The sequence below is a fragment of the Paenibacillus sp. FSL L8-0494 genome, from assembly GCF_038003695.1.
Taxonomy (GTDB): Bacteria; Bacillota; Bacilli; order Paenibacillales; family Paenibacillaceae; genus Paenibacillus_AQ; species Paenibacillus_AQ odorifer.
In genome coordinates this window covers 31,555-52,091 of the sequence record NZ_JBBOPQ010000002.1, presented here as the reverse complement: position 1 = coordinate 52,091, position 20,537 = coordinate 31,555, and the positions used below count along the sequence as shown (strand labels likewise).

Annotated in this window: 20 protein-coding genes; 6 read left to right on the top strand and 14 right to left on the bottom strand. The window is 38.1% G+C overall.

Annotated features, from left to right (window positions below):
• The first annotated feature begins 122 nt into the window (after window positions 1-122).
• Together NYE35_RS31325 and NYE35_RS31320 are read left to right on the top strand one after the other, a co-directional pair.
• Window positions 123-470, top strand: a complete 348-nt coding sequence (locus tag NYE35_RS31325) for a hypothetical protein (RefSeq protein ID WP_341122593.1) — start codon at window positions 123-125, stop codon at window positions 468-470.
• 18 nt (window positions 471-488) lie between these two features.
• A complete protein-coding gene (locus NYE35_RS31320; RefSeq protein ID WP_341122591.1) occupies window positions 489-695 on the top strand; it encodes a hypothetical protein in 207 nt (68 codons plus the stop codon).
• A gap of 1 nt (window position 696) precedes the next feature.
• Here NYE35_RS31320 and NYE35_RS31315 read toward each other — a convergent pair whose 3' ends face one another.
• Window positions 697-1,005 (bottom strand): helix-turn-helix domain-containing protein, encoded by a 309-nt coding sequence (locus tag NYE35_RS31315; RefSeq protein ID WP_076139094.1) that lies wholly within the window; start codon window positions 1,003-1,005, stop codon window positions 697-699.
• A gap of 209 nt (window positions 1,006-1,214) precedes the next feature.
• On the opposite strand from NYE35_RS31315, the gene NYE35_RS31310 reads away from it, so the two are divergent.
• The 4 genes from NYE35_RS31310 to NYE35_RS31295 all read left to right on the top strand — a co-directional run bounded on the left by NYE35_RS31310 (window position 1,215) and on the right by NYE35_RS31295 (window position 4,736).
• Window positions 1,215-1,901 (top strand): hypothetical protein, encoded by a 687-nt coding sequence (locus NYE35_RS31310; RefSeq protein WP_341122590.1) that lies wholly within the window; start codon window positions 1,215-1,217, stop codon window positions 1,899-1,901.
• 1,063 nt (window positions 1,902-2,964) lie between these two features.
• The gene (locus NYE35_RS31305) at window positions 2,965-3,405 is read left to right on the top strand and encodes a JAB domain-containing protein (RefSeq protein WP_340953077.1); all 441 of its coding nucleotides are present in this window, start codon (window positions 2,965-2,967) and stop codon (window positions 3,403-3,405) included.
• 86 nt (window positions 3,406-3,491) lie between these two features.
• Complete coding sequence (locus NYE35_RS31300) at window positions 3,492-3,890, top strand: hypothetical protein (protein WP_340953073.1); 399 nt, start codon at window positions 3,492-3,494, stop codon at window positions 3,888-3,890.
• 15 nt (window positions 3,891-3,905) lie between these two features.
• Window positions 3,906-4,736: a hypothetical protein gene (locus tag NYE35_RS31295; protein WP_341122589.1), complete on the top strand. Its 831-nt coding sequence runs from the start codon at window positions 3,906-3,908 to the stop codon at window positions 4,734-4,736.
• A gap of 291 nt (window positions 4,737-5,027) precedes the next feature.
• Here NYE35_RS31295 and NYE35_RS31290 read toward each other — a convergent pair whose 3' ends face one another.
• The 13 genes from NYE35_RS31290 to NYE35_RS31230 form a co-directional block, all read right to left on the bottom strand.
• A complete protein-coding gene (locus NYE35_RS31290; RefSeq protein ID WP_341122588.1) occupies window positions 5,028-5,327 on the bottom strand; it encodes a hypothetical protein in 300 nt (99 codons plus the stop codon).
• A gap of 1,535 nt (window positions 5,328-6,862) precedes the next feature.
• The gene (locus tag NYE35_RS31285; RefSeq protein WP_341122586.1) at window positions 6,863-9,037 is read right to left on the bottom strand and encodes an FtsK/SpoIIIE domain-containing protein; all 2,175 of its coding nucleotides are present in this window, start codon (window positions 9,035-9,037) and stop codon (window positions 6,863-6,865) included.
• Window positions 9,038-9,041: 4 nt separating this feature from the next.
• Window positions 9,042-9,293 (bottom strand): hypothetical protein, encoded by a 252-nt coding sequence (locus NYE35_RS31280; RefSeq protein ID WP_341122585.1) that lies wholly within the window; start codon window positions 9,291-9,293, stop codon window positions 9,042-9,044.
• A 4-nt stretch (window positions 9,294-9,297) separates the two neighbouring features.
• Entirely contained in the window at window positions 9,298-10,425 is a 1,128-nt protein-coding gene (locus NYE35_RS31275; RefSeq protein ID WP_076138884.1) for a M23 family metallopeptidase, read from the bottom strand.
• Between the two features lie 4 nt (window positions 10,426-10,429).
• Window positions 10,430-12,379 carry a VirB4 family type IV secretion system protein gene (locus NYE35_RS31270; protein ID WP_341122583.1) on the bottom strand — a complete coding sequence of 650 codons (1,950 nt, stop codon included), beginning with the start codon at window positions 12,377-12,379 and terminating at the stop codon, window positions 10,430-10,432.
• Complete coding sequence (locus NYE35_RS31265) at window positions 12,376-14,391, bottom strand: hypothetical protein (RefSeq protein ID WP_341122581.1); 2,016 nt, start codon at window positions 14,389-14,391, stop codon at window positions 12,376-12,378. Before NYE35_RS31265 ends, NYE35_RS31270 begins: the two co-directional genes overlap by 4 nt.
• Window positions 14,392-14,406: 15 nt before the next feature.
• On the bottom strand, window positions 14,407-16,761 hold the full coding sequence (locus tag NYE35_RS31260) for a hypothetical protein (RefSeq protein WP_341122580.1): 2,355 nt from the start codon (window positions 16,759-16,761) through the stop codon (window positions 14,407-14,409).
• Window positions 16,758-17,078, bottom strand: a complete 321-nt coding sequence (locus NYE35_RS31255; protein ID WP_341122578.1) for a hypothetical protein — start codon at window positions 17,076-17,078, stop codon at window positions 16,758-16,760. The genes NYE35_RS31260 and NYE35_RS31255 overlap by 4 nt, the downstream gene beginning before the upstream one ends.
• 69 nt (window positions 17,079-17,147) lie before the next feature.
• Window positions 17,148-17,561, bottom strand: coding sequence for a hypothetical protein (locus NYE35_RS31250; protein ID WP_341122577.1), 414 nt, complete (start codon window positions 17,559-17,561; stop codon window positions 17,148-17,150).
• Window positions 17,562-17,608: 47 nt separating this feature from the next.
• Window positions 17,609-17,857, bottom strand: a complete 249-nt coding sequence (locus NYE35_RS31245) for a hypothetical protein (RefSeq protein WP_340953058.1) — start codon at window positions 17,855-17,857, stop codon at window positions 17,609-17,611.
• Window positions 17,858-17,871: 14 nt separating this feature from the next.
• Window positions 17,872-18,708 (bottom strand): metal-dependent hydrolase, encoded by an 837-nt coding sequence (locus NYE35_RS31240; protein ID WP_341122575.1) that lies wholly within the window; start codon window positions 18,706-18,708, stop codon window positions 17,872-17,874.
• Window positions 18,709-18,732: 24 nt separating this feature from the next.
• On the bottom strand, window positions 18,733-19,434 hold the full coding sequence (locus NYE35_RS31235) for an EAL domain-containing protein (RefSeq protein ID WP_341122574.1): 702 nt from the start codon (window positions 19,432-19,434) through the stop codon (window positions 18,733-18,735).
• A 23-nt stretch (window positions 19,435-19,457) separates the two neighbouring features.
• On the bottom strand, window positions 19,458-20,459 hold the full coding sequence (locus tag NYE35_RS31230; protein WP_341122573.1) for a hypothetical protein: 1,002 nt from the start codon (window positions 20,457-20,459) through the stop codon (window positions 19,458-19,460).
• Between the last annotated feature and the right edge of the window lie 78 nt (window positions 20,460-20,537).

Genomic DNA, 20,537 nt, shown 5'->3' with positions numbered 1-20,537 from the left:
GCTATCATTGGTTTTATATGGCAATATAACTATTGAAGTTTCATCTAAGCCTATCTAAGTTCATCTATTAAGGTATTTATTAAGCCGGTTTTATCTTACAACATTAAATATGGAGGGAAATAATGGATCACACAAAACTAAAAGGCATCGGAGATTCAAGTTCTATCACAATCCCTAAAAACTATATTGATTACATTTCAGGTGAAACAAAAGCAGTTAATGAATATCACTTGTCTCTGATTAACGAAGCAATTGGAAATCGAAAATTAATACACCTTGTTATGACTGGTATATCACTAGTCGAGAATTTAAAAAGAGGGACTGATTTAATTTCTGTAACACACTGTATTAATCAGGAAAATTACAAAGCTCGGGTAGCAGGATATTTAGAAATAAAAAAAAATGATCAATTACAAATGAATGCTGGGACAATCGCCCATTTGCTAACATCAGTGTTAAATCGAAATTAATACTTAGGAGGTTTTTTTATGATGAATTGCGGAAATTGTAGCCATTGGAACTGGTGTTCAAAAACAGATGGGAAAATCGAAGAAAGTGAGACAGTTTGCAGTTTCTCACCTTCTAGATTCACTGGAAAAATAATAGAAGATCAGTCGGAAGCAGAGATTGACAAAAATTTAATTTCATTTGATGGATTAATAGGAATTATTCGGAGAATCGAAGCTAAAAGCTAAACTATTTTTTTTTGGACATAAGTTTCATAAGTGATAACAAATGTTCTTGATCAGTTGGAGTCAGCTGCCTAAATAAAGTCAGCATGTTAATCTCCGCTGCTGTAGGGGTCAAATCAGAAAAAAATATGTCCCAAAAATCAATACCTACGGCATCTGCCCAACGTTGCAAAGCTGATGTTGTTGGAGCACGCTTATTATTTTCCCAATCAGATAAAGTTCCAACTGATATTCCTGAACGCTCAAATATTTTTTGTTGTGTGAGATTTCTATTTTTACGAATTGCTCTTAATCGTTCACCTATGTATTGCAATAGAGATCCTCCTACAAAATAAGCTGAGAATACGAATTTTAGTTATTTGTAATACATATCTTCTCAAAAAAAGTAATAATGGAACACTGTTATATGGGTAACTTACTATTTTTAGTAATATTCATTGTCATAATTACTTATTTAGATAAGTTTGAGATATGTATTTTTGATATCCATATTAAATCTGTCTATCACGGAAGGAGAAATTAATGCGAAGCGTGCAGATTACCAAAACTAACATCAGTTCGTTACCACTTGACTGGATTTATATACGCTATCAAAGACTTCAAAAAAGTTGTTTAAAATCAGAAGGAGAAACTCACTCTGATGAATTAGATCTAATTAGAGAATACTTTGATTTGAATGGTTACGCTGCGATTTTTGGAATAACTAATAAATCAGATGCTGATCAAATGGAAATGGAAATTCCAACTGCATCACGATCTCAATATGTCCCTATTATAGAAAATCGTTTGCGTGAGCATTATCGATTAACACAAAGAAAACATAATCTTGAGCAGCAGCTGACCGATATTTTGGGTGCATTCTATGTTCTTGATTTACCTAAAATGACTGCTACATATGGAAATATCAGTGGCGTTCAAACAAGGGGGGGAGTATCTTCTCCGATTGAAGATGCAGTAATGAGACCATTTTCTAGAGCTGAAAAAATCAAGGAAGAATTAATGAATGTTGAAGATCGTTTATATGATATGGCTCATGCTCTTAGTGAATTAACTGAGCCACAGCTATCTTTGGTAAGTGCGAAATATTTAGTTAGACGCGAACCCAAAGATGATCAATTAATGAGTGTCTTAGGGTTTGGAAGACAAAAATATTATGAGATTAAAAAAACATCACTAATTAGAATTGCACAAGAACTATCAGTCATATAGTAATTTCCAGTTAAATGGAGGTAGACAGATAATGTACTTTAACAAAGGAGCTTCTTACATAATCAATTATGGAACCTTCGAGAAACTTTCAAAATTCATCCTAAGCGAGAATGGGAATAATCATTTTGTTGATGAAAACGGAGAATTTATTATATCTGACAATTTTTTACTTAAGAAAAAAATCATTGTATCTTCAGCGTTAAAACATTAATTTCCATTGGGGTTCATTACAGAACCCACTCAAAAACACTATATGAGATATCAGATAAGAGATTTAGTCGATACCTCATATAGTGTTTTTTTTGCTGCGTAATAGAGTGTTGCTATTTGAACCATACACCCGATCTAAGAGAGTGTGAGCTGCTGTAGATTCCGGATCGATTCGCCGGCGGTAGCTAGCAGCATCCAGGAGAGCGTGAGCTGCAGGGGATCCAGCGGTAAGCTGCAGCATTTAGCCAGGGCAATGCTCAGATCCGGATCCTGTAGACACTTAAGTGAGCTTCTGATCGATGCGCCGGCGATACCTGGTCCTGTGCGCTGGATCGCATCCAGGAGAGCGTGAGTAGCAGCTGCAGGAGATCCAGCGGTGAGCGGTGGCAATTAGCCAGGAACAATGCTCAGATCCGGAACCTGCAGACACTTAAGTGAGCTGCTGATCGATGCGCCGGCGGTACCTCGTCCTGGGCGCTGTTCCGCATCCAGGAGAGCGTGAGTAGCAGCTGCAGGGGATCCAGCGATGAGCGGTAGCAATTAGCCAAGGCAATGCTCAGATCCGGTTCCTGCAGACACATAAGTGAGTTGCTGATCGATGCGCCGGCGGTACCTCGTCCTGGGCGCTGGAACGCAATCAAGAGAGCGTGAGTAGCAGTTGCAGGGGATCCAGCGGTAAGCGGTGCAATTAGCCAGGCCAACGCTAAAATCCAGAATCTGCAGACAGTTAGGTGAGCAGCTGAAGACTCCGGATCGATACAATGATTTTAATTTATTATGTAATTAAACACTTGATTTTTAATGTCTTGATGGTATAATTAAATCAAGAAACAATTAGAAAAGGGGATATAAAATGGAATGCATTATCGAAATCACAAGAATTACTCAACAAATTGATAAAACAAACTTACCACTCATACGTGTTTGCTCACCTATTGATGCAGTTGAGATCACAAACAAATACATAGTTGACGAAGATAGAGAGGTTCTTCTAATTATGGTTCTTGACACTAAAAACCAAATTATTGCTATCCATCGTTGTCATATGGGATCCTTAAGCGCATCAATCGCTCATCCAAGAGAAATATTCAAGGCTGCAATCTTAAATAATGCTGCAAGTATAATCATAGCTCACAACCACCCTAGCGGCATTGTAACCCCATCTGAAGAAGATATAAAGTTAACACAACGTGTAGCAGAGTGCGGTGAAATAATGGGCATTGAACTTTTAGACCATTTAATAGTAGGGTGGCAAGAAGGCTATTATTCTTTTAAATCCTCTGGTTTATTATAAAGCTGTAAAAGCTATCGGCTTTATAGCCGGTGGCTTTTACTCTAAAATATTATTCGGATAAATTAAAAAATGGAGGTTGAATACTAATGGAGAAATTCACTGATTATTCACATAAAAACCAATACAGATTAATAAAAGCACAACTACCCGCAGGAAAACGAAATGATTGCAATCTACTTCCGGTAGTTTACCTGATGGCAGGAAATGAAGAATTTAGAAACAAGGTAACTCACTTTATAAATTGGAATGAAGGAGAAATTGACTGGAGTAATCTGTTAAATTCAAATGACGATATTGAAGAACTAACAATTTTGATTAAACTATCTGCAGAACTATATAGTCATAAGCAAATGATTTCAATTTATGATTTAATAAATAAGCTAGATAAAAATAATTTTTCTATGGTATTAATGTTGCTGCAAAATATTAAAGAAGGATTCCATTTTAATACCTATGAAATAGATAATCTGGATTCTTATATATAGAAAGGTTGTTTATAATTGATTAAAAAATATGGACTCGCGTTAGATAGTGTTCAATTGGATGAATTTAGAAAGTTAGTCCCAGAAAAAATAAGACGAAAAAGCTTAGAATCATTCATATTGAATGACTATAAATTTTCTCCTTCAAATTCCAACTCCCTTGATGATGAAGATAATGAGATAGATAAAAAACGGGGAAGAGGCAGACCAGCAAAAAAAAACAGCGAGAATTCAATTGCCACGAATATGGCTCTAAGTATCGAAGCAATAACTATTATAGATGACTTAGTTACTAATCTTAAAAATAAAGGCGTTTCGGCAAACCGTTCATCTGTGATGAGAGATGTTATATCCAATTTCAACATTTTCTATAAAGACAAAAGGGACCTTTTCACTTCTCCATCAGAAAGAAAACCAAATACCTTTTATCTGGAAAAAGGTACTCATGAATTTTTAAAAAAATGGACTAAATCAAGAAATCTTAATTATGTAATCGAACAGTTTATTTTAAGCTCCGACTTCACACCATCCTCTATCACTGACGAGGATATAAGTTTTTTGAGAAAGACACCTGAACAAGTAGAACCAATACGAATTAGTATTAGTGAAACAGCCTATTCAGTAATTGATGATATTTTAAGTTTTCTTGATCCTGGGATAACAAGAACCTCAATAATGCGTTTAGTAGTTCAAAGGATAATCCAATTAGATCAAGGAGTAGCTTTACCTAAACTATTAGCTAAGAAGAAACTTGATGCCGCAATAATTAACTATGAAAATATTGTGGGTGTTGACAAAACCCAAGAACTAATTTCAGATTACTTAAACAAAAATTATGATACGGACTAATTCATAAAAGCTAATCATGAAGTCCACATGTAAAGTGTTCTAATGAGCCAGGGCAACACTCAGATCCGGTTCCTGCAGATATACAGGTTTGCAGCTGAAGAAGATTCCGGATCGGTGCGCCGGTGGTGCTTGATCCTGGGCACTTGCAGCATCCAGGAGAGTATGAGCTGCTGCTGTTATGGATTCACGTCCGATTTATGAAAATTCATACCAAAGCCTGAGATTTAAATCGGGCTTTTTTTTTGCATCCCCTCACCTAACCTTTTAATTTTTTTATGCATAAATCCCCCACTAATATAACAACCAATAATCCGCACTACTCGGTATATTCTTAGCCTTTTGTACCTCATCTGGATCCCGGTGGGATGGATTATCTCTTTCCCAACCTGATATAATGCATGCCCTTTCAGGCGGTGTATGTGGGTTCCACTCAATATAGTTTTCTTTCGCTAATTCTTCTAATCCGTTTCTGATATCGACGGGCATACGACCACTTAATCGCTCCAACTCAGGCAATGATGGCAGACATCCAAAATGTCGTGAGTAATGATTAATGATCAACAATAACTTGCGCGGAGTATCTTCTAACATGTTTAACACCTCTCTAAAATAAGAACGTTTGTTTGTATTATATGTGAGCTCTAGATTGTATAGCAAGAGAAATAAACCGTACCTCGTCATAATCAATCAGGTAAATTCCGACTCCGCATCCAGGAGAGCGTGAGCTGCTTCTGCAGGGATTCCAGCGGTAAGTTGCAGCATTTAGCCAAGGCAATGCTCAGATCCGGTTCCTGTAGACAATTAGGTAAGCTGCTGAAGACTCCGGATCGATTCGCCGGCGGTAGCTGGTCCTGGGCGCTGGACCGCATCCAGGAGAGCGTGAGTAGCAGCTGCAGGGGATCCAGCGGTGAGCGGTAGCATTTAGCCAGGGCAATGCTCATCCGGAACCTGAAGACACTTAAGTGAGCTGCTGAAGACTCCGGATCGATTCGCCGGCGGTAGCTAGCAGCATCCAGGAGAGCGTGAGCTGCTGAAGACTCCGGATCGATTCGCCGGCGGTACCTGGTCCTGGGCGCTGGACCGCATCCAGGAGAGCGTGAGTAGCAGCTGCAGGGGATCCAGCGGTGAGCGGTAGCATTTAGCCAGGGCAATGCTCATCCGGAACCTGAAGACACTTAAGTGAGCTGCTGAAGACTCCGGATCGATTCGCCGGCGGTACCTGGTCCTGGGCGCTGGACCGCATCCAGGAGAGCGTGAGTAGCAGCTGCAGGGGATCCAGCGGTGAGCGGTAGCATTTAGCCAGGGCAATGCTCATCCGGAACCTGAAGACACTTAAGTGAGCTGCTGAAGACTCCGGATCGATTCGCCGGCGGTAGCTAGCAGCATCCAGGAGAGCGTGAGCTGCTGCTGCAGGGGATCCAGCGGTAAGTTGCAGCATTTAGCCAAGGCAATGCTCAGATCCGGTTCCTGTAGACAATTAGGTAAGCTGCTGAAGACTCCGGATCGATTCGCCGGCGGTACCTGGTCCTGGGCGCTGGACCGCATCCAGGAGAGCGTGAGCTGCAGCTGCAGAGGATCCAGCGGTGAGCGGTGGCAATTAGCCAGGAACAATGCACAGATCCGGAACCTGCAGATAGTTAGGTGAGCAGCTGAAGACTCCGGATCGATGCCGGCAGTAACAAGGTCCTGGGCGCTAACAGCATCCAGGAGAGCGTGAGCTGCTGCTGCAGAGGATCCAGCGGTGAGCGGTGGCACTTAGCCAGGGCAATGCACAGATCTGGAACCTGCAGATAGTTAGGTGAGCAGCTGAAGACTCCAGATCGATGCCGGCAGTAACAAGGTCCTGGGCGCTAACAGCATCCAGGAGAGCGTGAGCTGCTGCTGTATTGGATCCATGTGTGGTTTTTGAAAAGGGATATGACTTTCTAAAAATAAAAAAAGAGGGTTTGTAATTAGTGGATATTTCGATTAGTTCCGGATATTAGTTCCCATAGATTATCTATAGTGAAATTTTATAAAATCCCTTATTGGTAAAGGGTTCTCTATAGAATTCATTGGGAACTAATATGGGGAACTGATGCGGGGAACTGATTTGGGGAACTAATACGGGAACTAATAATTTTTTATCAATTGATAGTATCTTTTAACTCTGCTGTATGATTTTCAAGATAATTTTGTACTTGTTCTTCATCCCACGCCAGAGTATATCCCATCCTTGGACTAGAAGGAGGAGACAAAAATCCCTCAGCAACTAACTCTTTCATATGCAGTAATATCGTTTCTTTTCGAATTTCAAATATAGAACTAAGATCAGTCGAACTTAATATCCCTGTTCTGCAAATATGATCTTTAATTCCTTCTCTTAATTTTTTTTCTTTGTATAATTCATCTTGCTGACCTGAAATCCATTGACGCATATTTTTGCTAGAATTATATTTTTCGATCAATCCTTGTTCCTGCATTTTAGTTAATATGTTTGCTGCACTCATATATCCTATCCTGAGTTTCTTTTGCAAAATAGCGACGTTAATTCCATTGTTCTCTCTAGCAATTAAAATAGCTTTTTCATATATTTCATCTGGATTATGCTGTCCTTCTGGATTATGCTGTCCTTCTGTATCGTCTGTTTTATCAATATTTTTAGATAGATCAATATCATTTGAGTTGTCCAAAAACTCCTCTTGAACTTTCGCTAATTCCACCAAATCCCCTAATATTTCATTATCTGATGTATCACCAAGATTAGGTTCCGTAAAAATAGATTCGTTACTAGTTACTGTCCTTCTCCAAAATTCCCCTAGTTGCTCAATGAACATAGTGGACTCATCATCGTTTGTACTAATCGCTGCGCTTTGGAATCTCTGTGGACTTCCTCCATTAACAACACATACTCCGTCTCCATTACCAAGTAGTGACGGACCACCAGTATCCATAACCGTTCTATAATCGACACCGCTTTGTAAACGGAAGGCAACTCTTGAGGGTAAATTAGCTTTAATAATACCTGTCACAACATCAACGCTAGGTCTTTGAGTACCCATAATTATATGTATCCCAGCAGCACGCCCCATCTGTAACCCCCGTTGTATTGGTTCCTCAACTTCTGCACCTAAAAGAAGTACTAAATCTGCATATTCATCTATTCCAATGATAATATAAGGCAGCCTTTCTTTTCTTGGATATTTTTTATGGTAATGCGATATATTTCTAACACCTAGCTGTGAAAACAAATCATATCTACGTTCCATTTCTACAATGGTTTGTTGTATTGCCGTTGCAGCACGCCGCATATCTGTGATCACAGGCGTTAGGAGATGAGGAAAACCTGAATACACCGAAAATTCAACTTTCTTAGGATCGATAAGAATTAATCTTAATCTCTTGGGACTTAATATTGTCAATAAAGAAGACAATATGACATTAAAAAAAACGGATTTACCGGAACCTGTAGTACCAGCAACTAGTAAGTGTGGTAGTTTTGCCAAGTCTACAAGTAATGCCTCTCCTTTCATTTTCCTACCATAAACTACAGGTAGTTCAGCATTTTCAGAATAACGTATTAAATCTTGTGCAACATCGCGTAAATATACAAATGCTCTGTCTTCATCTCTATGAGGTATTATGAAAGCAGCCGCACTTTGGTAATCAGATGTTGTGACCTCAAAACTTTGATGTTGTCCTAAATGATTAGCTATATCATCTTTCTTCTTCATTAGCTGGGAAAGTTGAATTTTAGGCGGTAAGCGAAACGAAATTATTTGCAGAGCCGGTCCTGACTCTATACTTAAAATTTCTATATTCCCCTCAAAATTAAAACCCACCAATTCAAGCGCATTAGAAATCTTCTCACTCGCATATTCTCTGGTAAAAACTTTAGAATTGATTGGGCGAGGATTTCGAGGTAACATGTCAAATTGCGGTGGAAAAACCTCACTAAAAGGGATTTCCCTCAAATCAGAGACAGAGGCTGCTACTTGCCCCTCCGCAGCCTCAATAAATATAGTATCATTTGTAGATTTACTGTTAGCTTGATCGCTACCCTGTGAATACTTCTCTTTGCTTTTAAGTACATAATTAAGTATTTGTTTTCTTTTCCTCCAACCTATCCTTGCAACATACGGTAGACCGACAAATAGAATCCAACTCTTTAATGTATAAGATAGGACTTTTTCACTTAACTCATGTAGTGAGGGAGAAAAATCAAATATATAAATTAGACCACATGCCCCAGCTGTTAGCGCTGCTATACGTGTGAAAAACTGTGCGAACGATTCTTTTTGATTAACATCTTTATTGTCCATTTGATTAATCACCTGCTTTCATGTGCTTAAAAAATCCTAACAATCCATTTGCAAGATCATTTGCATTTTCTTTTACCATAGGCCACCATTGGTCTGCCTGAACAACTACAAGATCATAAACATCACTAATGTTACGAATCAGCATTATTAGAAGAAATACACCTATTGCTTTCCACAATAAAGAAGGTACCTTAAATTTGTCTCCATATTTATAAAGTCCCCAAAAAACAATACCAATTATTAATACTAACGTCATACAATCATCCTCCTAATTCTGATAATAACTTGTGAAATTTACGTACACCTATCCACCATCCTCTATGTTCAGCATAATATCCTCGGGGATTATCCATTGCAGACAGCCACTCGATAAAATCTCTTCCATTGGGTCTATCCTGGGACAATTTAATTATTGTTTGAGCTGCAATAGTTGCTGACTGTTCTGTAGTTAGAGTAGCTCCCTTTCCCTTGCACCAACAGCCAAACACATTCCAAGGATTTTTCACAATCTCTGAAGCATGATTATTACTCTCAGGTACGAATGATTGCTCCTGACCGGTAATTGCAAGGAGTAGATATGGATCGACATTCTTTAATTTGGCGGCACGATCAATCATGTTTAGAGTTTCTACGTACCCAAGTGCTGACTTACGCTTCTTTAGATAATCCAATAAAACGGGTATATTTAAAGGTTTATACGAATATTCACCTGGATCCAGCGATGTTCCAGGCGGTTGTACGTAATCAAGAGGGTTCACAGGTTTTCCCGACGATTCAATTTGAAAATGCAAATGTGGTCCCGTTGATCTCCCAACTATTCCCTTGCCTATTCTTGCTATTAGTTGTCCTTTGCTTACGACATCTCCAGTATTCACATACATCAATGCTTCCAAATGACCATATTTCGATACAAGATTATTACCATGATCGATATAAATCACTTGACCGTAGCCGCTAGCCGCACCAGCCAACGTTACAACCCCTGAAGCCATTGCATAAATTGGCTGTAACTCTGTTTTTTCTGCTCCATTAGCAATATCGATCCCTTTATGATACTCAATTCCTCCTAAATCACGGTTTCCAAACGATGAGGAGACACGCGAAATAGACGGCACAGGCCATATATAGGCTGTACCGTCCGTATCTAATTGATTCGGTGCATATAAAGCTGAGTCTGTTGTGGAAGAACTATAAGATAGAGAACCAGGAGTAGAGAATAAGAAAAACGGAAGCAAAACAAATCCGATCACTAGAATCACCAGAGCGATTAATATAATGAGCCCCCAAATATATGGTGCTAGAGATGAAGTAGTTAATAAGATAATCATTCGACGAGTTTTTTTGATCTTATTAATTGTTTCCTGAGTTTTAGCTATCGCATCTGACATAGGCTTATATTGCTTCTTTTAGACCACGAGTTTTGTAAAGAACGTGCTCATCTTCCGGAACATGCATAAACAACTCGTCATATTTCTTGTGATACTCTAATACATAGCAATTCGTATCTTCATTTTCTCTAATCCTATCCTGTACTTCTTCTGGTACATCAGAGTGCTGAGATAACATTCTTACAGCAGAATGTTCCATATAGAAATACACCTTAACATTAGTGTTTTCCCACATACCAACACCTTCAGCTGTGTCAAGAATAATAGCTGGAGTATTTGCCCCTAGTATCATCATTCCATTCCACTTACGTATGGCTGTATACCAATCAAATACAGCTTGTTTTAATTCTCTATTTTTTAATTGCCGTTGACCCTCATCAACTAAAACCGCGCTGAAATATGCCCCTTCGAATCGAAGTTTTTGGATATTAGAATTAACCACATCAAAAGCCATGGACATTTTTAATTGTGCTAATTTAGCTTTTTCATCCTTCTCGTTCCCTTCAGTTTCTCCACTTCCTACCTTATAGACTACTAAAGGAGCATTCTGAAATGTCAAAGGTTCTTCAGACTCGAATACTCCATCATAAATCCCAATAAAATAGATTTTGATTTTGTCATATAAAGATTTAGCATCTTCATTCGTTTGTGCATCTTGCTGTACATCTCTAAAAAACGCCTTAATAGTTGGGCGCTCGCCAGAATATGGTCCGTCCCAAGTTTCTTGTTTATTTTTCTCTATACCAGCATTTTGGAAGACTCGCCTAACAGCCTCACCAGCCTCGAATAGTTCTGTTTTCGTTAAACCATCAGCTAGCATAGAACAAGTACGAATACCAGTATCAATTGCTCTTTGATATCTTGAACGATTATACCTTACGCATTCTTCATCGATTTCTGGTATAGAGGGCATAATTGCTAGTGGTTCAAAGTATCTGCCAACATCAGCAGTATGATCAATGTATACTCCCCCGACTTCTTCGCATAAATCTCTCCACTCGCCGTCAAGATCGAACACAAATACATGAACACCTTCTTCTAACAAAGAGACAACTAGTGCTTTCAAAAAATAACTTTTCCCCTGTCCCGTTTTCCCCAAAACCATCAAATTTTGAGCTCTAGGGTCATTAGGGTCACACAAGTTAATAAAACAAAAACCACCGTCCTCTGTGCGCCGACCAAAGTATAACCCTTGACCATCACTAAAAGATCCACTAGTAAATAGGTATGTTCTTGCTGCAACTGAATCAGTAATAACGCGCCCATAGTGATGCTTATTAAAGAATTCACCGGAGGGTGATTCTTTATCTGACACAGGACTGGTTTGAATTAAAGCTTCTAGTTGTTCACTAAAAAAATTATCAAGTCTTCCATCTAGGTCATCGATCCAATCTCTCATATTTGATTCTGCTGCGTCCAGTTGATAAGTTGTTTCCGCAGATATGGTAAGGAAAGTACTGACCTCAACCAGCTTACTTTTCCCCTGTTGTATCGATTCCTGCAGAGATACTAAGGCATCTCTTGCGTCTATCTCAGATTGACGACCTGGATCTGTAATGGTCATTTCTGAAACGCTTTTTTCAAGTCGTTTATATTTATTTTTCATTGCCCAATTCCATTTAACATCTGATTTGATGTAGCGAATTGTTTTACGAAGAGTTGCCCCTTCTTTGGTGACTAACTCATCTAATTGATCAAGGTACCCTGCTACTATCTCAAGAGGGTATGACTCAATCATTACGACTCTTACAAAATGACCAGTTTTTGAATCTTTACCTTCCATAGTTTTAACTAACTTAGTGTTTTTCTCATCACCAGAGTTCACTAGAGTATGTTTTTTTTCCTTTGACCACTTCTTAATCAAACGTCCGCTATATGTTAATAGCTGTTTATCAACCTTGCTTTTTAGAGAAACCTTTTTAAGTGATAGCTTCTTTTCCTTCTGTTCTATCATTCTTCTACACTCCTTTCACTATGCACAAAAAAAGGACGCGCTTGCGGATCAATAGCAAGTGGTCGCCCTTGGAATAACATTTGATTTGCATTTTGAAAAAAAGGAATCTTCTTATCAATTTCTTTTTTGAAATGTTCTTTAACTAGTGCTGACATTTTCAAATCCATGTCCACATCCACTTGATTTAACCAAACCTCTCCCTTCCAATTGCTGACCTCCGTTTCCCAACGCATCCAATGGTGATAATCGGTGTCAATTATAGCTATAGTGTCATATTGGTTAGTTAAGTAACTCCGCCCTGGATAATTCCATGGTAGATCTATAACTACTGCTCCAACCCTTAACCTGGAATTTATTAAATTCTGAACTTCTTCAATCTCAGGAAATTCAAGTGGTGTAAAAATACTTAATCCTGAAACTTGGCGAGAACTCCAAGACTTCCACTTGGCGTACTCTCCATCAATTTGTAGTGGGTTTATTAGAGTTAAAGTACCAAAATGAGGCGAGAGATCAATTAGCGAAACAGTTCGCTCGTTGTCACTATTAGCAACAGCGATATTCGCAGCCACAAATGATTTTCCTGATGAGGTAGGAGATGTAAAGATATTCACTCCTACCAATTCTTTTGTGATTTTTTCGTTTTCTACAACAATTTCTTCTTCCTCAATCTCAATTGTGGACTCTACCTTAGAGCTCTTTTTTGGAAACATATAGATCAGTTTTTTTAATTTTGGAAAATGTAAATCTTTCAAATCCAATAATTTATGCTTAATGAAATCAAGATATTTGATTATTCTAATCATTATGGTCAAATTAGTTACCGGAACAACAATGTCTTCACTTTCTACAGAGTCCGCTTTAGATTCGTTATTTTCCCCCACAGCATTGTCCTCCATTGTTACTGCAGCCTCATTATTAACACTCAAAATTTCCGGATCCTCCCCATGTTCTGGCTGAAAAATAAAATCATCTTCATTTTTCCTAAGATCTATATCATTTGTTGGTATAACTGCATCTTCCCTTTGTCCTTCGATAGCCAATACAACGGATTCAATTAAGGATTTTTGAGAATTAGAAGGTTCATCGTTTGTTTCTTCCTCTTCTTCTTCCTCTTCCCATGTACCTTGTGAGGCTTTCCATTCTTCCCAAACCGTTCGATCCCAGTGACGACTTGTAAGCTCAGGAATTGAAAATCCAGATATTATTGTACACTCATGACCACTTTGTATAAGCCCGTTAAGTACCCTATCTTTCCTTTGACGCAATTCGGCAATTAATCTATGCCTTTTTAACTCTGCTTTAGACAAACCCTTAGGTTCATCCTCTCTTTGGCGAATCATGAGGTCGAATTCACTGATAGACAAACGTATAGTGTATTCACTTCTTTTTGCAGAACCAGACTTCGCTAATTCTTCAAACAGCTGAAGCCTCTTTACTTTTCTCCGCTCAATACCTTCAGATACACTTCTTTTTTCCTTTTTCACATTCCATATCTCATGCCTGAAATCAGGAATTTGTTCTTCTGTAATATCACATTCAAACCCTTCCCTCACCAATGATCTTAGAAAAGTTTCAAATCCACCGATTCTTTGCTTTTTTTGAGAAAAGACAGCTGTTTCCCATGGCGGTGATTGGACGTTTAGCATAATGTGAATTGTTTTTCCACTTCTATAAAACCATCCATCTTCTGTAACCCCCAATAAAGAATCCATACTATCTCCAGATCCTTCTTTTGGGTGCTTGATATAATGTGTCAAACGTCTAAAACGATAGGACCATTTTAGGATCCTTGACATCAGAATGGTAACAAAAACTGTAATTAGCCATAGCAGCTTTATGATAAAGGATATGGGTAATAGGAATACCGTGGTACCCATTAAAAATGTAACCCCAATGACCCAACCTATGTCACTCACTGAAAGTCCCATAAATTGAATGTCTTCTCGTATATCAGCAAACATACTAGCGCGGAGCAATTCGTTTTCTCGCTCTTGATAAGATTTTTCGGTCACCTTTACACCCCCAATTTAACTTTTATGCTTGTTTATCATTTCAGCTTGGAAGTTCTCAAAACTCCCCATGTCCATTCCCGGTATGGGTGCTTGACCATAACTTACAGGTTCTCCGTCAACAATCACTTTGATGTTCCCTTCTCTGGTCCTCCAGTATGGTGTTCTTCCATCCCTAAATTCTTCTAATGCCGATTTGAATGCCGCCTCCAGATCTTTTTTCACGATTACATAGGTATTAGTTGAATCAAATTGCAAACCAGCAAGTAAATCTTTATTTTTACTTTTTGATTTAATATGATCTTCAAGCGCCGGCATAAAACGATTACCTTTAGGTAAATCCAATCTAACTAGTTCTTCTGGTTTTGCCAGTATTTGCTTAAAGGTTTCTTCTGCTGCTGATACATGTTCTTCTGGAATCCAAAGGGCACCATTATCTAGAAGGATTTTAGAAACCCACGGTATTTTGTCTACTTGTTGAATCAATTGCTTATATGCTTCTGTTGCTACATCTGCTGAAAGGGCAGCTTTGCGGTAAGTAGGTAACAGGGTTTTAACTTTTTTAAGCTCTGATTTTGATGCTTCTGTACCATCTACATGTGTTTTTAAAGTCTCGGTATCAATAAACAGACCATTTTTATAGTATCCTCGCTGTACATCAGAGGCTGTGGCTGTGAATAACATTTCTCCATTGATTCTTTCCTTTATTTCACCTGTATCCCCTTTAAGAGTAAGCTTACCTTCCCTTGCATTCCAATTAACTCGTTCACCATATTTGGGTTTGATTTCACTAATTAATCTGGACATATCTGCTCTTTCACTACTCTTTATATTTATAACTTCAGCGTGTTCAAACTTGTCTTTTTGCAACGTTTTAGCAACTGTTTGATTGCTTTCAATAATACGCACATCTTCAAGTTCCAAATGACCACTACCAACGGATACCATAGTTCCTGTTGAAACTAAAGCTTCCGGTTCAGTATATTTCACTCCTTGGATCGACTCTGATATCCCACCCGTTAATTTTGAAGCAACCCGATTTCTACGGGCACCTTTTTGTTGAGTCTGCATTCTTTTTCCCACTTCAGCCATACGACTGCTTTTTTGCTTCAAAGAAAGGGAGCTTTTTTGTAAAGAATCCGCACCTAATCGTTTACCGACACTGTTCATTGCTGCACTTGTTCTTTCCCCCATTTTCCCGAATTTTTCAATCGTGGCTCCCCCATTTAAAGTCATTGGTTGTTTAATAGCTCTGAAAAGTGGTCGTACCCAAAACACGAATATTAATATTACTGTGACCAAAATGCTTAAGATCATAAAGACTAAAGGCGACACTCCTATTTCGCTTGAAAATCCAGCCCCCTCACCATAATCTGTCTGAAGACGAACAAATATCCCATACTGGATAGCTGATATAAGCCCTACCAATAAGGTGCGAATATATATATTTATGAATCCAATCAGCGTTTCAATTTTTCCGGAATATGCAGTGTATGAAATCCAAATTGCAACGAAAATAGCCATCATCATTAATACTAGAACCTTCAAAACAGATATAAAGAAAAGAGGTACTACTACTATGGTGACAAACATTAGCAATGTGAATATTCCACCCTCTGTTGCAACAACAATCTCACCTAAGGTTTTACTGGCATATATAGCGTCCGTGATTCCATCAGCCCCAAGAATTAGGGACTTTAAGATTTGATCACCTTTTAATCCTTCATATAAAATATCAGTTGTACCTATAATTCCAGAAAGAAACTTTTGTGTAATCCAATTCATTAAAACATTCAAGAAGTTTAAAACCGTTAAACTCAATAAGCATGCTACGAAGCTTACTATAAAAGCTTGAAGCATCTTCTTAAGATCCTTTTTCCCATGTATAACATTCCAGGCTAAAACTAGTGATCCAGCCAATATTGCAGCCAAACCTATAATTGAAAATATTGACCAACCAGAATAGACAAGTGATATCTCAGCTACTCGCGGTGAGAATAAATAACTCTTAGCAAAAGCACCATATAAAGGGCTCATCATCTCATCAACCCAAGAAACAATTAGACCTTCTATAGCATCGTGTATTAACTTTCCAGACATCAAATCCTTGAACGTTTGGTTCATTTGTTGAAAGTCTTCCATCAAGGCAGATACCCAATCAGGCATATACCATGGATTATCCTCTTTAATAGGTTCACTTACCCCAGGACCAGGTGTTACAGATGGATTAGGAGTAACAACAGGTGTAGCTACCGGTGCATTCGGTGGATAATTGGGAACAGGCGCAACAGCAGCCGCTAGAACAACATTAGACGAAACAAAGTTTAAAGTTAAAACTATCACAAGCATATAAAGTATTGATTTTATTTTCATTTAACATTCCACCCCATAATCTGCAGAAAGTTAGTTAATTTTTCGAATACAAGGAGCAAAGTGCCTGACATAAAGAGAAAAATAATGAATAATGAAATGATCATCCTTTTCCAAAATCTAACATCATTTATGCTAGCCTTTGCTTTCCGTACATTAATCAAGAATATAATAATTTTTATAATCCAATAGACAAACGCAGCGGTACATAATATTGTAGCTGCTCCACCTACCAACAATAGAAACCAGTCTAATGCTGTAACATCAGATTGTTTAATAGTGTATATTTTTTTCATCTGATCGATATAATCCTTATCCAATTCACCACCGCCTACGATTCAAGATAAATAAAAGGCAGATCCCCTCTCGGGAATCTGCCTTTTTTAAAGTTATTTAGCAGGAGTACTTATCTCGTTTGTACCTATATCCTGTTTGCTTGTCCAATCGTATACGTTTTCTAATACATTCAAGAAAGCGCCTGAGGTGAACAAGAACACTATTAGAAGTGTAATCGCAAGTTCTATCCAAAACTTCTTGTCACCCAAGCTTGCTTTTGCTCTTCTCACTTTAATTAAATACTTAACAACATCCACAATACACCATACTAGCAATGCAATTATAGCAAGAGTAAGGGGAATCATGATGATATAGAATAGAAAACCCAAACCATCTAATACTTTCCAGTTGAATTTCAACATACTTTTCATTTTTGTTACTGGGTTTTCATCATCCGCATACGCTACAACCGGTAAAAGAAACACAGCTAAAAAGAGAAGTATTGAAAAAGCTTTACTTCTTTTCATAAAAAAACCTCCCCATTATTCATTTTTAAATAAATATTCTTGGTACCTTATGATATATTGTTAGCTTGTCCATAGTGGCAGCACCCCGCATATCTCCACCCATCTGGAGTTTTTATTAGAGTTAGATAAAGATAATGTCCCTCAACAATGCCTTGAGGCTCACCAATTTGGATTAGATCCCCTGTTAATATAGATGGAGATACATTGGTGAAATGATTTACCATCTCCTCATCCACTAAATCATTTACATTTAAGTATTCTCTTAAATTACCTGTCCAATTTTTGTATGTTTTCAATTTTATCTCCTCCTTTATTGTAAAAAATTGAGTGTCTTAAAAAAGGTTACGTTAGGTAATGCCTGATTTGTAAGTATGTTCACCCATACAATTAGACTAGAGCACCAGCAAATACGAGATATCCAGCGTTCAACTGTCCCGCCATTTGAAAAGAGATGTAGACCAATTTTAAGCTTTGGAATTATTAACGAGTGAATACCGTCACTGCCAAAACAATCTCCAACTAAATGCGCCCACCAACCGGTTAAAAAACCGATTGCCAAAATTTGAACGGTGTCAGATTGTTGGAATGAAAATGAAATAATACCTAGACTCATCACAATTGCATACTCTGGTGTATGAATTATCCCTCTATGTTTGACTACAGGTAACATCAGAAATCCCAATCCAGCAAAGGCAGTTATCCAATGCAAACCATACAAACTATACATAGCTAACAGAGTTATACCGACTCCACTTAAAACAATATTTCTCATATTGGCCAACATAAAAAATATCAAACTTCCCACAAGACATATCAGCGCATTTTTAGCAGCTGGTAGAACGCTTAAACGCCAGTCCCCTTCATATAATCGCAACGCCAGAAGGATTACCCCAACAACAAGCATTAATACTGAAACAAGTCTAAAGAACCGCCTTTTTTGTACAGAAAATTGAATATGTTGACTTGCGGTACTTGTTTTGTGATCTAAATCTGGTGCAAGTCCTCCTGTAATTGCAGCACCAACACTTAGTATAAGAAGAGGTCCAATATATTCGTGTGATGGGTTCCAGAGTTTGCTATGCAACGCTGTATAGAAGCTTAATGATCCTGCTATCGCAGCGAGAGCAACATGCCCTTTTTTATTCATATTTATCACCTCCCCCCATGTTTATTAGAGACGAAAAAAACGATCTCCCGATATTTGGAGATCGCTTTGACTATCAACTATTATCTTTGGATCATCCGGTCTCCCTAAATAGTATCCTTGTGCAAACCGCACGCCAATTTTCATTAGTTTCAATAATTGATTTTTTGTTTCAACTCCTTCTGCCACAAGCTCAATACCCAATTCAGAACACATATCAAGAATGTGTTTAACAATAATTTCTATTCGGGGATTTGTATCCACTTGTTCGATTAATGTTAGATCCAATTTTAACCATGTGGGCTTGAACCAATCTAAAATTAGTCGATTAATATTTGAAAAACCAACCCCGAAATCATCTATAGCAAATCTAAATCCACGATTAGCAAGATCCATTAATGAATCGCGTACCGGATTAGTGATTTCCGTTACCTCAGATACCTCAATAATTACTTTATTGGGATCTATGTCAGCTAATATAATCCCGCCATGTTCAAAAGTTTCAGAACGAATATTAATAAATAATTTCTGATCTGGCTTCAATAATGGAATTCCTTTATTGATAGACTCACAGATTGCCCATTTATCAAACTCCACTCTATTACCAGCATAATAATCAAATATTTCAGATGCTGTTTCTCCAGAAACACCACACACTGTAGATTCAAAACCTATATTTCGATCTATGATAATATCTCTAATTGGTTGAAAAAGAACCTTCTTTAACATATCCTCCCTCCTTAAATCACATATTAAAAAAAGCCGAACTTCTTCTTGTATTTTTTTCCGGATATAACCGATCCCAATATACCCTCTAACACCTGATCACTATCTTGTTGTGTTTTATATACATCAGAATGCGGTGGAATTGAGAACACCAGCCGATCTTTCAAACAATCAGCCGTCTCTTCTCTACTACTTTCACTTGCAAGAGGCAATACAATTTTCCATCGATCTTGGCGTGTGGTTGAATGCCTTTGACAAAATTGCAGCAGTTCAACCATTCGCCATTCGGCACCAGAGGCACAAAGAATTGGAACCTTTGCTTGATTAAATAGTTTGAATGTGGCATCTGAATTTAGGCTACCTAAATCCATAACAAAAAAACGAAAGTTTTCAGTAGCAGCCTCCGCTAATTCTGATGGTATCCCTGAGAAATAGGTTACATCATTAATTTCGAAACGCGATTTATTATTCACCTCACCCCGTTGAATATATTCTAAATACCTAAAACATGGTCTTGTTCCTCCTTCCCACAAAGCCACCTTTGTTTTAAAATTCTTCGCTAGAAAATTTGCTACAAGCAAAGCAGTATGTGTTGATCCAGCACCTTCATAGATTCCTCCCACAGCAATAACAATTGTCTCCTCACTGACATCATTCATTACAAATCGATTGTTAGGAATAGGAATTAACACTTCTTCTTTCGCAATGCCCATAATTGGCGAAACCTGAAGCTCAGATAATTTATCCTGCCAATCTAGCATAGTCCATACTGACGTTGCACCTTGAGAACTCCAATATCTCGTTTTCTGTGCGGAATCTTCTGTACAAACCACAATTATTGGACAAAAAGCATCTTCAGCTGAAATTAAAGAGACTGCTTCGCTTGCCATAGACTCTTCAACTAGTAAATAATCAGGGCTTAATACTACTGTCAGTTCCTTTAACTCGTCCAAAGATTCACATTTGCGAATTTTTAGACTTGAAGAGTTTAATCTAGTAGGGTTTAAACCATACAACAAAACATTCAATTTCAGAGCACCTCCTAAATAAAATAAATACAAAAAGGGTCACCTAATTTGCTAGGTGACCCCTCTATCCATCTCTAA